General features: G+C 53.9%; 12 protein-coding genes. 5 read left to right on the forward strand and 7 right to left on the reverse strand.

Annotation, left to right across the window (positions count from 1 at the left end):
• Positions 1-429 precede the first annotated feature (429 nt).
• Positions 430-1,668, reverse strand: a complete 1,239-nt coding sequence (locus ACR0DL_RS17205) for a hypothetical protein (protein ID WP_480690416.1) — start codon at positions 1,666-1,668, stop codon at positions 430-432.
• 206 nt (positions 1,669-1,874) lie between these two features.
• Between ACR0DL_RS17205 and ACR0DL_RS17210 the strand changes: the two genes are divergently transcribed.
• From ACR0DL_RS17210 to ACR0DL_RS17220, 3 genes are read left to right on the forward strand one after another with little or no spacing between them, the layout of a single operon-like run.
• A complete protein-coding gene (locus ACR0DL_RS17210) occupies positions 1,875-2,552 on the forward strand; it encodes a PepSY domain-containing protein (RefSeq protein WP_425082396.1) in 678 nt (225 codons plus the stop codon).
• A 37-nt stretch (positions 2,553-2,589) separates the two neighbouring features.
• Positions 2,590-3,249 (forward strand): response regulator, encoded by a 660-nt coding sequence (locus ACR0DL_RS17215; RefSeq protein ID WP_170351510.1) that lies wholly within the window; start codon positions 2,590-2,592, stop codon positions 3,247-3,249.
• Positions 3,249-4,583, forward strand: a complete 1,335-nt coding sequence (locus ACR0DL_RS17220; RefSeq protein WP_480690418.1) for a sensor histidine kinase — start codon at positions 3,249-3,251, stop codon at positions 4,581-4,583. Before ACR0DL_RS17215 ends, ACR0DL_RS17220 begins: the two co-directional genes overlap by 1 nt.
• 150 nt (positions 4,584-4,733) lie before the next feature.
• Here the strand turns inward: ACR0DL_RS17220 and ACR0DL_RS17225 are convergent, their stop codons facing one another.
• The 6 genes from ACR0DL_RS17225 to ACR0DL_RS17250 all read right to left on the reverse strand — a co-directional run bounded on the left by ACR0DL_RS17225 (position 4,734) and on the right by ACR0DL_RS17250 (position 11,987).
• Positions 4,734-5,168 (reverse strand): hypothetical protein, encoded by a 435-nt coding sequence (locus ACR0DL_RS17225; protein ID WP_226689133.1) that lies wholly within the window; start codon positions 5,166-5,168, stop codon positions 4,734-4,736.
• A 4-nt stretch (positions 5,169-5,172) separates the two neighbouring features.
• Positions 5,173-7,572 (reverse strand): trimethylamine N-oxide demethylase, encoded by a 2,400-nt coding sequence (locus tag ACR0DL_RS17230; RefSeq protein WP_480690420.1) that lies wholly within the window; start codon positions 7,570-7,572, stop codon positions 5,173-5,175.
• Positions 7,569-7,922, reverse strand: a complete 354-nt coding sequence (locus tag ACR0DL_RS17235) for a cupin domain-containing protein (RefSeq protein WP_170351502.1) — start codon at positions 7,920-7,922, stop codon at positions 7,569-7,571. The genes ACR0DL_RS17230 and ACR0DL_RS17235 overlap by 4 nt, the downstream gene beginning before the upstream one ends.
• 19 nt (positions 7,923-7,941) lie before the next feature.
• Positions 7,942-9,924: an ABC transporter permease gene (locus ACR0DL_RS17240; protein ID WP_480690422.1), complete on the reverse strand. Its 1,983-nt coding sequence runs from the start codon at positions 9,922-9,924 to the stop codon at positions 7,942-7,944.
• Complete coding sequence (locus ACR0DL_RS17245; protein WP_170351499.1) at positions 9,924-10,952, reverse strand: quaternary amine ABC transporter ATP-binding protein; 1,029 nt, start codon at positions 10,950-10,952, stop codon at positions 9,924-9,926. Before ACR0DL_RS17245 ends, ACR0DL_RS17240 begins: the two co-directional genes overlap by 1 nt.
• Before the next feature lie 84 nt (positions 10,953-11,036).
• Positions 11,037-11,987 carry an ABC transporter substrate-binding protein gene (locus tag ACR0DL_RS17250; RefSeq protein ID WP_170351497.1) on the reverse strand — a complete coding sequence of 317 codons (951 nt, stop codon included), beginning with the start codon at positions 11,985-11,987 and terminating at the stop codon, positions 11,037-11,039.
• Between the two features lie 192 nt (positions 11,988-12,179).
• On the opposite strand from ACR0DL_RS17250, the gene ACR0DL_RS17255 reads away from it, so the two are divergent.
• Both ACR0DL_RS17255 and ACR0DL_RS17260 read left to right on the forward strand, forming a co-directional pair.
• Positions 12,180-13,160, forward strand: a complete 981-nt coding sequence (locus tag ACR0DL_RS17255; protein WP_226689128.1) for a LysR substrate-binding domain-containing protein — start codon at positions 12,180-12,182, stop codon at positions 13,158-13,160.
• A 170-nt stretch (positions 13,161-13,330) separates the two neighbouring features.
• Positions 13,331-13,671 (forward strand): formate--tetrahydrofolate ligase (locus ACR0DL_RS17260; RefSeq protein WP_480690424.1); only part of this gene is annotated, 341 nt, incomplete at its 3' end.

Raw genomic sequence — 13,671 nt, forward strand, 5'->3', positions numbered from 1 at the left:
ACCGAGCCGAGACAGTTATGGGTACTTGGCTCCCTGGAAGGGGAACTGCATGATTAAGTCTGCCACTGAAAGCGCTATGGATCAGGTTCCTGTACACTTGGAACCACCACGTTCCACCGCGCGCAAACACTTGTCTAACAGCACGAAATCCAGAAGCGGGCGTTTCCCGCCTGTCGAAATTGCTCTGAAAGCTATCGCAAGGAATGAGCAGCTTGAAAGAGCAAGAAGGACGTCTGACCCTACATCTTGACGTCCGCAGTTTTCGCGGGAAACGTCCTACCCGGGAAAACACAAATGCAAAAGCCCGCTCCAATCCGAGCGGGCTTTTTTGCTGTGTTAAGCTAAGGTTCAGAATTAAGGTACTTTTTCTGGTTCATGTTAGACGAATGCAAGGCAAAAGCGTCGCCCGGAGTCTCGTTGGCAGAATACTTAGCCGTTGCTAACAAGTTCTTCCACTTGTTCTCCCTCAGGCGTCTGACCGTCATCGACCGGATCTGTATTGGCTTCATCCTCATCGTGATCGTCGTCATCATACTTGTCTTCGTCATACGAACTGCCAAGCGCGGTTTTGACGGCTTCCTCGTCAGGATTAGAGGCTCGTACAGCGTCGAGAACATTGTCCTGCTGTTGCGTTGCGATGGCGTCATCTTCTGAAAACCCGCCCTTGTGGTGATCCAAAAGGTTGTCTTCTGCCTGATGCACGGCTTCTGCGGCCGCCAACTGATCTTCCGTAGGTCGATCAATCGGATTACCATCTTCATCCGTGGTTAAGTCGTGCGCATCTTTAACGGCTTGCGCGTCTTCCAAAGCTTCAGGGTCAGTTGTCCCAGGGTTGGCTTCCTCATTGGCGAGGATATCCTCAGCTTCCTCCAATGACAGAGGGGCTTCGTCCAAGTAATCTAGCGCTGCGTTGATTTCTTTCACGTCTTTGGGGCTTAACGTGTTGTCTTCACCCATGATGTGATTGAATTCGGTGTCCGCAACGGCAAGGCCCGCTGCAAGGCTGACCGGTCCGGTACCTTTCTTATACTGACCGTTTGCAATATGCGCGAGCTTTGCTTTGGGGCTGGAGTTAATGGCGCCGTTTAGCTTGCCGAGATTGCGCGATTCAAGCGCAAGCGTACTATCTTCCAGAATCGTTGCTTTTCTACTTGGCGGGCGCAGGGACCGCTTGACCGAAGTAGTCTTTGTTTGTTTTGCGGTGGTTACTGGCTTGCTACCTTTGAACAGGCCACCAATTCCCTTCCTTTGCGTTTTTTTTGCAGTTTGCTTTTTATTACCGCCAAGCAAGCCTTTCAAAGAGAATTGACCCTTTTTAGAAGACCTCGAATTGACACCTACGGAGCCTTTTGACTTGTGACCAGATTTTCCGGCCGCTTTGTTTGCTCCGTTCGTGGATGCGGCTGACCCGTTACCCTTGTTTTTATCTTTGCCGCTACTCGCACTGTTGCCATGGCCTTTACCACCGCTGTTGCCCTTGTCGCCCCCATTTCCATTGCCGCCACCATTACCGTTGCCACCACCATTACCGTTGCCACCGCCGTTTCCTTTGCCTTGCTTGGCATAGGCGGCATCAGGGAACGTGAATGCGCCAACAATTGCCGTGGATCCCAGCAATGCGATTGCGATTGCAGAGGCTTTCATTAGGCCGGTCGTATTGATCTTCATGACGGTCCTCGTTTGTTGAATGCGAATTTCCACACACGATGCAATGCGTGGAAACATGACAGCACGAGTGCGCGTGTCGGAATCGGGAACTAACTGACAAATTTAAGCCTATTATCGTTGAACCTGCGACGAACCGACCGTTCATCGCCAGTTCATCTTAAAATCTGTAGAATTGAGGCGCGATTACGCGATATTGAGTACTGAGGATGAGAAAGCTTTTTATCATCGCTTGTCTGTTCGCCTTTCTCCAGGTTGGGGAAGGGCATGCTGCTGTGCGCGAACTAAAGCAATCCGAATTGCGCAAAGTGACAACGACGGGCAGCACCATCAGGTTAAAGAGGGTTCTAAAAGGCGTTGAAAAAGTCTTTGGTGGAACGCCGGTCGATGCGCGCGCGTTCCAGACTGACAAGGTCTACTATCGGATACTCGTAAAGAAACCCAATGGGAAGATCATAAGTGTTATTGTGAATGCTCAAACCGGTGTCGTTGTGCCCAATCGTTCTAATATCGGACGCCAGATTTCAAATGCAGCCAAGTCCACATCAGGCAATTCTGCCAAATCCAACTCACAAAGCCAGACCAGCAGTAAGGGCAATCAGAGCAACAATAGTGGCGGCAACGGTAACGGCAACTCCGGTGGCAACGGTAATGGCAACTCCGGTGGCAACGGCAACGGCAACTCTGGCGGCAACGGTAACGGCAACTCCGGTGGCAACGGTAACGGTAACTCCGGTGGCAACGGTAACGGCAACTCCGGTGGCAACGGTAACGGCAACTCCGGCGGTAACGGTAACGGCAACTCCGGCGGCAACGGTAACGGCAACTCCGGCGGCAACGGTAACGGCAACTCCGGTGGCAACGGTAATGGTGGTGGCAAAAAATAGTGGTTAAAATTTCGGTCGCAGGCCTATAGAAAAAAGTATGAGAGTATTACTCGCAGAAGACGAACCGCACCTTTGCGAACAGATCAAAAAGCTGCTGAATGCTGAAGGCCGCGTGGTCGATATTGTCCACAACGGAGTTGATGCCCAGCATCTGGGAACTACCGAACCATATGACATGATCATCCTCGATCTCGGGCTTCCGGAACGAGATGGCATCTCGGTTTTGCGCGACTGGCGCAGCGCGGGTATAAAAACTCCGGTTCTGATCCTGACGGCACGCGATGGTTGGAGCGAACGGGTCGACGGATTGGATGCCGGTGCAGATGATTACATGACCAAACCATTCCATTTGCCCGAGCTGGCCGCGCGTGTCCGCGCCATCTTGCGCCGTCAGAGTGGGCAGCTGAATCCTGTTATCGAGATGGGCAATGTCGTTCTTGATACACGCAATGGGCGGGTGACTGTTGATGGCGTTCCGATCGACTTAACAGCCCAGGAGATAGCCGTTCTTACTTACCTGGCCCACAACGCCGGTCGCCTGATCCCCAGATCCGAACTTTCGGAACATATCTACGAATATAACGGTGACCGAGATTCGAATACCATTGCGGTTTTCATAAACCGGCTGCGCAACAAATTGGGACCTGACCTGATAACAACGGTCCGGGGTCGCGGATATATGATCGATTCAGTTTGATGTTGTCGCTGCGTCAACGGGCACTGCTTGGAGGGATTGCATCTGGGGCATTGTCCGTTGGCGTGGGCACTCTGGCTGTTTTTTCGTTTATCGATGCCCGAATTTCAAACAGGTTCGACGCTACGCTTCGAGATCGCCACACCCAGCTTGTCGTTGGGTTGAGCGTTACGACACAAGACCCGGATACCCTGCGTGATCTCATGTTTGATCCGGCATACAGCGCGCCATATTCCGGCAGATACTGGCAAGTTACCACCGGCAACGGCGAGGTTTACACGTCGGCGTCTTTGTTTGACGAAACAATCGCTGAACCACCTGACATCTCTGAAAATGCAACCCTTTGGAACACTTCCGGCCCCGAGGGGGAAGCGTTGCGCAGCGCATACCAAAAAATTTCTTTCGAAGATGGAACTGTCTGGGGAATTAGTGTCGCGGAAAGCCAGGCGCAGTTGGTCAATGAAAGACGGGCGGCACAGCGCAGTCTTCTACCGGTGTTTGGGTTGGTTGGCTTGATTGGAGTTGCAAGTTCATTGATGCTGATGTCCGCAATCCTGGGTCCTCTTCGTAAATTGCGTGCGGATGTCGCCCATCGTTGGGACACGGATGACAATCTGACACCCACGGATTACCCGGACGAAGTGGCCCCTTTGGTCGATGATCTGAATCAGCTATTGCATCGCAATCGGGACATTGTATCCGGCTCACGCAGGCAAGCCGCTGATCTGGCACATGCTCTGAAAACGCCAGCCACTATTTTGAGAAATGAACTACAGGCTATGTCACAGGCTGGTGTCGACACAGGTATCGCGGACGAAGCTTTAGATCGGATCGACTCTCAACTCGGTCGGTCACTCGCGCGAATCCGGGCTCTAAACACGGCTGAGTTGACCCATTCGCGTACGGACGTTTCACACTCAGTCGAACGTCTCGCACGGTTGTTTACTACGATCGCTGAGAGAGAGGGTAAAATACTGGAAGTCAAAAGCGATCCTGAGCTTTGGGTGCGCATGGATACGCAGGATATCGAAGAGGTTCTTGGGAACTTACTGGATAACGCAGTCAAATGGTGTCGTGGCAAAGTAAAACTGACCGCAAAACGTCACGAAGACTGTGTCGAGATCTGTATCGAAGATGACGGCCCAGGTATCCCAGAGGACGCAATACGCGAAGCGCTACGCTCTGGTGGACGGCTTGACACTTCGGTAAGAGGCAGCGGGCTGGGGCTGGCAATCGCGGTTGATCTTCTCAATGCATACGGTGCGCACTTCGACCTGGGAAAATCTGCCGCGTTAGGAGGATTAAGTGGTCGGGTGGTTATCCCAACCAAGTCTTAAGCGGCGACGGCTGAGAGAATGAGTGGCTCAATGCGTGGATTTCTGAGCAGCCTCATCTGACTGGTCCAGTTTAATTGTTAGTGCATTGTTGGCCTCTGACCCATTGGGATGATGGTTTCCGGGGCTGGTGGGCGATGTACACCGACTGCATCAATTGTGATGTTCGAGACTCAAAAACACCAATGTACGATTGATTTGGCCCTTATCTTTTTGGGCAACGCGAAAAAAGCCTTCTGAAGTGAAAAGTTCCCTCAGCACGTAACTATCAGGGTGGTTGACTGATCCGTCGTATTGCGTCCAAGTTCCCTCTTTGCAATGTGTTACTTCAGTCCAGAGGTCGTTAAACGCGCGAATGGCTTCAGAGTCCCGGAATGGAAACTCCCATCGGCATGAAACGCCTTGGACATTGTCTAGGCCGACAAACGTTTTGCACATCGCTCCATTCGGTGAGACGCCCGTGGTATTGTAGTTATCAAGCGCGGAAACCCGGTCACATTTGTCCGCGAAGCCAGTTGTTGGTGAAGTTGCGATGACAAGCTCCAGAAAACAAACGGCCACAACTTTGGCCGTTTGTTTGGCAGTCAAGTTTTCATTCGGCCGCATCCGGGACATTTTTACTGGGGTAAACACCTTTCACGCGTTCTTTAGTTGGATCAAAATGCGGGAACGGAACAATTTTTGCCTTAAGGCGCTTTTGCTGCCCATCCAGTTGACCGATCTCAATGTCGTGCCCCTCCAGCGCATGGGTTGATGCAACACGCCCAAGGGCGATGACCTTGCCTAAGATGGGTGACTTCATCGCGCTGGTGATTTCGCCGACCTGCGCTTTTCCGATACGTACACAATCGCCCGGAGAAGGCACTGTTCCACCTTCTATATCAAACCCGACCAGCTTGCGGTGAGGGTGAGCCTTGCGTTCCTCAATTGCGCTGCGCCCGATGAAATCATCGGTCTTAGACTTCAATGGGACGGTAAAACCGACCCCGGCTTCGAACGGATCGGTCTGGTCGTCAAATTCGGACCCGGCAAAGATCAAGCCGCCTTCGATCCGCAACATGTCGAGGGCGGCAAGACCAAGCGGGACAATTCCATAATCCTGACCAACTTCCCATACACGGTCGAAAATCTCGATAGCATCATTGGGGTGGCAGAAGATTTCATATCCCAACTCGCCGGAATATCCGGTTCGGGAAATCACGACCGAGGTTCCGCGCACATCCCCGACCCGGGCCACGGTAAGCCGGAACCAAGGCAATTCTTCAATTGTTGGCTGCTGGGGTGGCGTCCAGAATATCTGCGAGAGGATGTCGCGGCTGTGCCGCCCCTGTACCGCGATATTGTGCAACTGATCTGTAGAGTTTCGCACCCAGACATTCATATTGCGCTTGCGCGCTTGTTCCTGCAGCCACAAACCGCTCGTGTCGTTGCCGCCGATCCATCGGAAGTTGGTCTCTCCCAGCCGATAGACAGTGCCATCGTCGATCATGCCGCCATGTTCATAGCACATTGCCGTATAAACAACTTGACCAACGCTCAGCTTCTTCATGTTGCGGGTCACGCAAAGCTGCATCAGCTCTTCGGCATCCGGGCCAACAACCTCGTATTTGCGAAGTGGGCTCAGATCCATTACGGCAACTTTGTCCCGACAGGCCCAATATTCTGCGATCGCGCCATGATTGGTCATCGTATTGGGCAGCCAATACCCGTTGTATTCGACAAAATCACGGGTATGACGTGCAAAGCAGTCGTGAAATGCTGTTTTCTTGGTTTCTTCCACATCCGCCTCCGCAGATTTTCTGTAGCCATAGGACCGTTTGAAATCTTCGGTCGCTCTGTAAGTTCGCACCTGAATGTCGGTTGGATTCCAACCATTGGCCGGGTCAATGTCGCAGGGGCAGCCGGTACTGACGCAGACAAGATCTGTCAGCGCGCGCAGCAGCACGAAATCTCCGGGTCGCGACCACGGATCATCCATGCCGATGGCATTGTCATCGTCCAGCATCGTGTTGAAAAAGAAGTTGATCGCAGGCCAGCCTGCGCGGGGCCGGATGCCATACTGGTCCAGATCTTTGTTGATATTTTCCGAGCAATTGACATGGCCGGGATAGCCCAAGTCTTCATAATACCGAGCTGTGCAGGCCAGCCCGAACGTGTCGTGGCGGCCGCACGTATCCTGCACGATCTCGACCAGGGGTTCTTGATCCACCGACCAGTACTTTGAGAATATGCCTGGTTGCGGATACAAACTGCCCATCAGGCTTCGTGTCGTGGTGGGATCAATCTCGCGTTCGATCCCCTGATCCAGTGCACGTCGGCTGAACGCCTGAAAGTCTGAACATTCGCGGCCCCTGACATCCACGATCTGAATGAACTCTCCGGCTTTGACCTCATAAGATTTGGCATTGCCAGGCTGAATGTTGATATCCTTGAGTGGGTCGGCCAGAGGATCGGGCGGGCCCACGTCGGGTTTTTCCAAACCAGGAGCGGCACGCTGAATGTACAGGATAATGTCGGTCGGCGGGTTGTTGTCTTCGGGCCGCATCGCTTCGCCGGGAGCGGAGACGATCAGAAGCCCGTCGCATTCCGCCACGAAATGCGCCATGTCGCCGGGCCGTGATCCATCTGAGAAAGCCCTGATCGCATCCCCGCGTCCGATATCGAAACCTGCAACATCTAACGCGCGTAGCACTTTCTTGCCCGAAGCCGAGCCATTCGCCAGAGTCGCAATCAGCCCCTCTGGTCGACCGTGCCCCTGCGCGCCAAGCATGGCAGCGTCCGAGCTTCGATCGGGGGCAAAGAACACCATCTCGGCGGGTTGCATCCCATCGCGATCCAGCAATGTGATCGTGTCGCCTTTGGACACCGAAACCGCCCGCGACCCTGCGCCAGGGACGGGATGACGTTCCGTTCCATGAGGTAAAATCGGAAGACCGGGGGCCAGAACCCCGCTACGTTCGTAAGGCACTTCGAAAACCGGTTTCACATTCATAATGCACCTTCCTGAATGGACTCGGTTGCACCGCGGTGCGTGACCACCAAAAGGCATCCCGCCTCGGTGCGCGAAAAATGGCTGGAACCGGCGGCCAAACTGACGAAGTCACCGCTGCGATAGCTGAAACCGTCGTGATCAGTCAGATCGCCTTCGAGGACAAAGAACTCTTCCGCACCGTGATGAATATGCGGATTCGAGCGCGTTCCCGGGGCCATCTTCATCAGATAACTCCCTTGCCCTGTGACTTCGTCAAAGCTGACATTCTTCCACCAGACCTGTTCGTCGAGCAGACCGTCCATGTGCATTCTAACAAAGCCGGTATCGTCGAACCGGGCGACAGTACGCATGTTTTGCTGTTGTGCCATCTTAATCGAGCCCCAGTCGCTTTTTACGCTGTTCCGCCCAGCTGCTGATCGCCATGTCAAAGGTCAGCGCCATCAGCGACACGTTCAGGCCGAGGACAAAGTTTTTGCCCAACTCGGTTCCGGCCAGCGTTCGCTGAAGTTCTTGCCCAAGGTCCTGCGTGCCGATAAAGGCTGCGATGATGACCATGAAAAAGGCGAACATGATGGCCTGATTGAACCCGACCGCCATAGTTGGCAGAGCCAGTGGGAACTGTACGGACATCAGCTTTTGGCGACGGGTTGAGCCGGACATGTCGGCGGCTTCGGTCATTTCCGGCGGGACGCTGCTGAGGCCAATAATAGTGTACCGGATCAGCGGTACGGCGGCGAAGATCAGGATCGAGAACACAACCGCCACGTCATTGACACCGAACAACATGATCGCAGGGATAAGATAAATAAAGCTGGGGAAGGTCTGCGCGGTGTCGCAGGCCAGAAGGATGCTTTTCGACCAGCGTTCGGACCGGGCAGCGATTACGCCCAGCGGTATTCCGATCAGTGTGGCCAGCGCAACAGCCGAGATAACTGTATACAGAGTGATCACCGACCGGTCCCACCAACCCGAGAATGCGACGATGGTAAAAAACACTGCCGCATAGATACCTGGGCGGCGTCCGCCGACCCAATAGGCAAAGGCAACGACTATTAGGATGAAGGCGGGGGTCGGAATCGCCAGCAGCGTGTCCCGGAACGGGATCAGAACCTTGACGTTCAGGAACCAGCGCAACCATTCAGTTGTTCCCTTGATGGCGTCGATAGCCAGGAACGACTTGATCACCACGTCAATTTCCTTGCCTTGGCTCAGGTGCTGTTTGCGGCCAACTTCAGCCAGGATCGGGAATACCTGTGATAGCAGGATAAACCCGATGAACAGACCCAGTGCGACCAGCGCGATTTGATGCCGCTTCCACCAGGGCGTGTTGCGTTCAAAGTGAACTGGTTGCTTGACCACCCAGGCCTTGGACATCCGGTCCAAAGTCACGGCCAAAAGGACGATAGTGATGCCAATCTCGAAGGATCGTCCGAGCTTGAAACTTCCCATCATCGCCAACAGTTTAGCGCCAAGACCCGGCATGCCGATAAAGGCGGTCAGAACGACCATTGCCAGACACAGCATGATCACCTGATTGACGCCAACCAGAATTTCGGTGCGCGCTGCCGGAATGTATACATGGCGCAGCATCTGCCAGCGAGTACAGCCGGACATCTGACCCGCTTCGATCACTTCGGGGCTAACCTTCTTGAGCCCCAGCGTTGTCATCAGGATCATCGGCGGGATCGCGAATGTAATCGTTGCAACGGCCCCGGCGGTTGGACCCACCTTGAAGAAAATCACCGCAGGCAGCAGGTAGGTAAAGAAGGGCAGGGTTTGCAATATGGACAGGATGGGCTTCAGGACCCGCTCGAACCAACCGTATTTCCATGCGGCAATACCCAAAGCCAGCCCCAGCAGGAACGCCAGGGGTGCTGCAACCACGATCACCGACATTGTTTGCATGGCGATCTTCCACTGGCCGATTGCTGCGGTCCAGATAAAGGTGCCCGCGCCCAAAGCGGCCAACTTCCATCCACCGACAGCATAACCCACAACCGCGGCAACGGCGGCAATCGCAGACCATGGGATCGGTCCCAGATAGGGCCAGCGACGCTTGCCTTCCAAAAGGTTGGCCGATGTATCCAGCAGGAATTCAAGCGGACCTTCCGCGATGAAGCGGGTGACGTATATCAGGCCCAGGTCATTCTGGATGAAGTTGAAGATCGCATCTAGAACTTGTGCGGTGGGCGGGATCGCCGCTTCGGGGATGCGGTTCAGCCATTCAGGCAGAATACCAGCGGCTTTGGCAAGGATCAGTGCAAACGCCACTGCAAGCAGCGCGGTAAGTACCCGTGTACGTCCCCACGGCTTGTCCGAAGTCTCCGTCAGATCAGTGGACAGCGTCGCCATTATTCGGCTCCGAGCAGAACATTCAGAGCGGTGTCGCGTTCCAGGACACCGGTGATAACGCCTTTGTCATCTGCAACCGGCAAAAGGATGCGGTTGTCATTGACCAGAACTCGCGCAAGTTCGTGGATCGTTGCGCCACCATTGATCGGAGCTCCTTCCAAGGCGTGCCCGTTGACCGGTTTCGCCAGCCCCTTCGCATGCACCACGCGGGCTTTGTCGATGTCCTCGGTAAATTTCGCCACATATTCAGTGGCAGGATTCATGACGATTTGATCGGGTGTGTCACACTGTTCAACCGCGCCATTGCGCATGATCGCGATCCGATCTGCCAAACGCAGCGCTTCGTCAAAATCATGAGTAATAAAGACGATGGTTTTACCCAGCATCTCTTGAAGCCGTAGGAATTCATCCTGCATTTCACGTCGGATCAAAGGGTCAAGGGCGGAGAACGGTTCATCCAGGAACCAAATATCCGGCTCAATCGCCAGGGACCGGGCGATGCCGACCCGTTGCTGTTGCCCGCCGCTGAGTTCGCGCGGGAAATATTCTTCACGACCCTCAAGACCCACCAGCTTGATTACTTCCAATGCGCGTTCGCGTCGGTCATGGCGATCCTGACCGCGCATTTCCAGCGGGAAGGCCACGTTATCCAGAACCGTACGATGCGGCAGCAGACCGAAGGACTGGAACACCATGCCCATCTTGTTGCGTCGCAACTCAATCAGGTCGCGCTCGCTCAGGCTCATGATGTTCTGACCGTCAACCTCAATCGTGCCGCCGGTAATGTCATGAAGACGTGAAAAGCACCGTACCAGAGTAGACTTGCCTGATCCGGACAGCCCCATGATGACCAGCATTTCACCCCGGCCAACTTCAATCGAGACGTCTTTGACCCCGGCGATGTAACCGTCCGCACGTATCTCGTCGAAACTGCGACCCGCGGGCATAGATTTCAGATAGGTCTCAGGAGAGGCTCCAAACAGTTTCCAGACGTTTTTGGCTGAGATGACGGGCGCTGTGGCGGACATGGCTGCCTTCTTTCTTGTTAGGCGCGGCCTTGCTTCACCGAGATCAGCAAGGCCGCGCCAGTTTCGTCGCGAATGACCGGTTTATCAACTGCAGGCGCTGATCCAGGGGTCAACAACAGCGCGGTTAGCATCCAGCCATTCGGCTGCTGCCTCTTCCGGTTCCAGCTCGTCTGTATCGACCAGCTTGGCCATTTCCGCGATTTGCGGGTTGGTGAACGAAATTTCAGTCAATACGCAGTAGGCAGCCGGCCACTTATCTTTCATGCCATCCCATGCGGCTTTTTTCAGGTAACCGCTGGCTGGGTTTCCGCAATCATACAACGCATCGGGATTCGGACCTTTGGATGGATCTTTGTCGCAACCATCTTCCCAGGCCGGAAATTCAACAAACTCACCGGGCCAGACAGCTTCGGCAAAGTTGGGTGTCCAGTTGAAGACCAGAACAGGTTTCTTATCCGCCTCTGCCGCTCCGATCTCGGCCCAAAGGGCTGCAGCCGAACCCGCATTGATAACCGTGAAATTCAAATCAAGCGCTTCGGCACGTTCCTTACCGTGCTTCAACCAGTCGACGGGTCCATCCAGATACCGGCCTTTGTCCCCGGTTTCCGCTGTTGCGAAAAGATGCGCGCAGTCGTTTAAAGCTTGCCAATCAGGCAGGCCAGGGCAGGATTCCTTAGTCCACATCGGATACCACCAATCCTCGCGCGTGACTGCATCATGATCGCCTGCATCATGCAGACCACCCTTTTCCAGCGCGGCGCGGAAGGATGCGCCAAATGCACCTTCCCAGACTTCCATCTCAAGTGTGACATCGCCCAAGCGTACCGACTCGTAGACCGCCTGACTGTCTGTTGTGACGTATTCGACGTTGTCACCGATCTCTTCTAGTAGTTGACCTGTAACGTAAGACATCACGATCTGACTGGACCAGTTGTGAATTGGAATGACGATCGGATCGCTGCTGTCTTCGGCGAACGCTCCGGTGCCCGCTACCGCTGCCAAGGTTGCAGCAGAAAATAGGTTTGTGAGTTTCATGTTTGCTCCCTGAGTGACGTACATTTCTTATCTGCGGACTCTTCCGGCCCCGAATTTTCTCATTCTGCCTAAGTTTTCACGAGACGCAGAACAGAAATTTGAGAGGCATTGCCTATAAATTCTTGAGGCAAATCTGACTTTTCACTATTTTAACAGTCAGTTGCCTGATCGGTTTCCAGTCGAAACGGGCAAATGTTTTTGATTGCGATCATCTTCAGATTGGGAAACCGCCTTCAGATGCCAAAGAAAGCGCCAATTACCGGGAAGGTCCTTCCACCGCTCGATTACCTTTTGGCATTTGAAGCGGCTGCGAAGGCGCAGAGTTTTGCGCAGGCCAGCAAGGTGCTCAACATTTCGGAAACGGCAATAAGCCGCAAGGTGCGACTGTTGGAACAACATTATGATGTTCCGCTGTTTGTCAGAGGTCATCGCTCGGTCTCGCTGACGCAGCAAGGTGCGATTTTGTTGGCAACTGTGGAAAAGTCGCTGGACCTGATGCGGGATGTTAGCCGTGACATGCTGGCTAAACATCAGGCCAACACAGTCTCGATCTCTGCGACCAACTCGGTTGCGTCACTCTGGTTGATGCCACAGCTAAGAAAATTCAACAAATCTAATGATCGCATTCGTATTTCGTTGGTGTCTTCCGACAGTGATGCAGAGTGCCTGTCAGATTCGATGGATTTGACGATATTGCGCGGGGATGGGGAATGGCCTGGATATGATGCTCAACTGTTATTTGGGGAAACTGTTTTCCCGGTCTGCAGCCCGGAGTATCTCAATAGTAATCCGACGGTGACAGATTTAACTGCTTTGCCAGAGTTGGATCTGATTGAGGTGACCAGTAGTCACGCGGAATGGATGACATGGCACACGTGGTTCAACGGCAATGATATTTCGACCTCATTGATGGAACGCGCTGTGGCCTTCAACACCTATCCTCTCTCTATACAAGCTGCAGTCGATGGATTGGGGGTCGCATTGGGTTGGGCCCATCTTGTCGACCCACTGCTTGAAAGCGGCGCGTTGGTCAGACCAATTCAGGACGTCTCGGTGCGAACACAGTCTGGATATTATCTTCTTAAAAGCCCAACGCAAAAAGCATTCCCGGAATTACGCATCGTTGAGGATTGGTTGTTGGGGCTTAGCGCGGTGCGCAAACGTTACGCGTGATCCGTGACCCCATTGGGTAACAAATACCCTTTCGGTCATGTCCTCGTATTTCCAAGGTTGACCCAAGGGAAAAATTATTTACCGTAAAGAAAGTATTCGATTCCTCCCCGGTCGCAGATGCGGGCGGGTTTGAGTTCGTTAAACCTACTTTGCACGGAGCCCAGCACCCAATGAGCTACAAATCCGACATCGAAATCGCCCGTGAGGCGAACAAGAAGCCGATTCAGGAAATCGGTGCGAAAATTGGCATCTCCAGTGACGATCTGCTGCCTTACGGCCACGACAAGGCGAAAGTCAGCCAGGACTTCATCAACTCGGTTCAAGGTCGTGAAGACGGCAAACTGATTCTGGTGACCGCGATCAACCCGACCCCTGCGGGTGAGGGTAAGACAACCACCACCGTCGGTCTGGGCGATGGCCTGAACCGCATCGGCAAAAACGCGATGATCTGTATCCGCGAAGCCTCGCTTGGCCCGAACTTCGGGATGAAGGGTGGTGCTGCGGGTGGCGG

This window comes from Ruegeria sp. BB5, from assembly GCF_056539405.1.

Coding starts and splice junctions, on each gene's coding strand:
- ACR0DL_RS17245 (WP_170351499.1), bottom strand. CDS start 10,952: ATGTCCGCCACAGCGCCCGTCATCTCAGCCAAAAACGTCTGGAAACTG.
- ACR0DL_RS17230 (WP_480690420.1), bottom strand. CDS start 7,572: ATGAATGTGAAACCGGTTTTCGAAGTGCCTTACGAACGTAGCGGGGTT.
- ACR0DL_RS17255 (WP_226689128.1), top strand. CDS start 12,180: ATGTTTTTGATTGCGATCATCTTCAGATTGGGAAACCGCCTTCAGATG.
- ACR0DL_RS17205 (WP_480690416.1), bottom strand. CDS start 1,668: ATGAAGATCAATACGACCGGCCTAATGAAAGCCTCTGCAATCGCAATC.
- ACR0DL_RS17250 (WP_170351497.1), bottom strand. CDS start 11,987: ATGAAACTCACAAACCTATTTTCTGCTGCAACCTTGGCAGCGGTAGCG.
- ACR0DL_RS17235 (WP_170351502.1), bottom strand. CDS start 7,922: ATGCGTACTGTCGCCCGGTTCGACGATACCGGCTTTGTTAGAATGCAC.
- ACR0DL_RS17240 (WP_480690422.1), bottom strand. CDS start 9,924: ATGGCGACGCTGTCCACTGATCTGACGGAGACTTCGGACAAGCCGTGG.
- ACR0DL_RS17215 (WP_170351510.1), top strand. CDS start 2,590: ATGAGAGTATTACTCGCAGAAGACGAACCGCACCTTTGCGAACAGATC.
- ACR0DL_RS17220 (WP_480690418.1), top strand. CDS start 3,249: ATGTTGTCGCTGCGTCAACGGGCACTGCTTGGAGGGATTGCATCTGGG.
- ACR0DL_RS17210 (WP_425082396.1), top strand. CDS start 1,875: ATGAGAAAGCTTTTTATCATCGCTTGTCTGTTCGCCTTTCTCCAGGTT.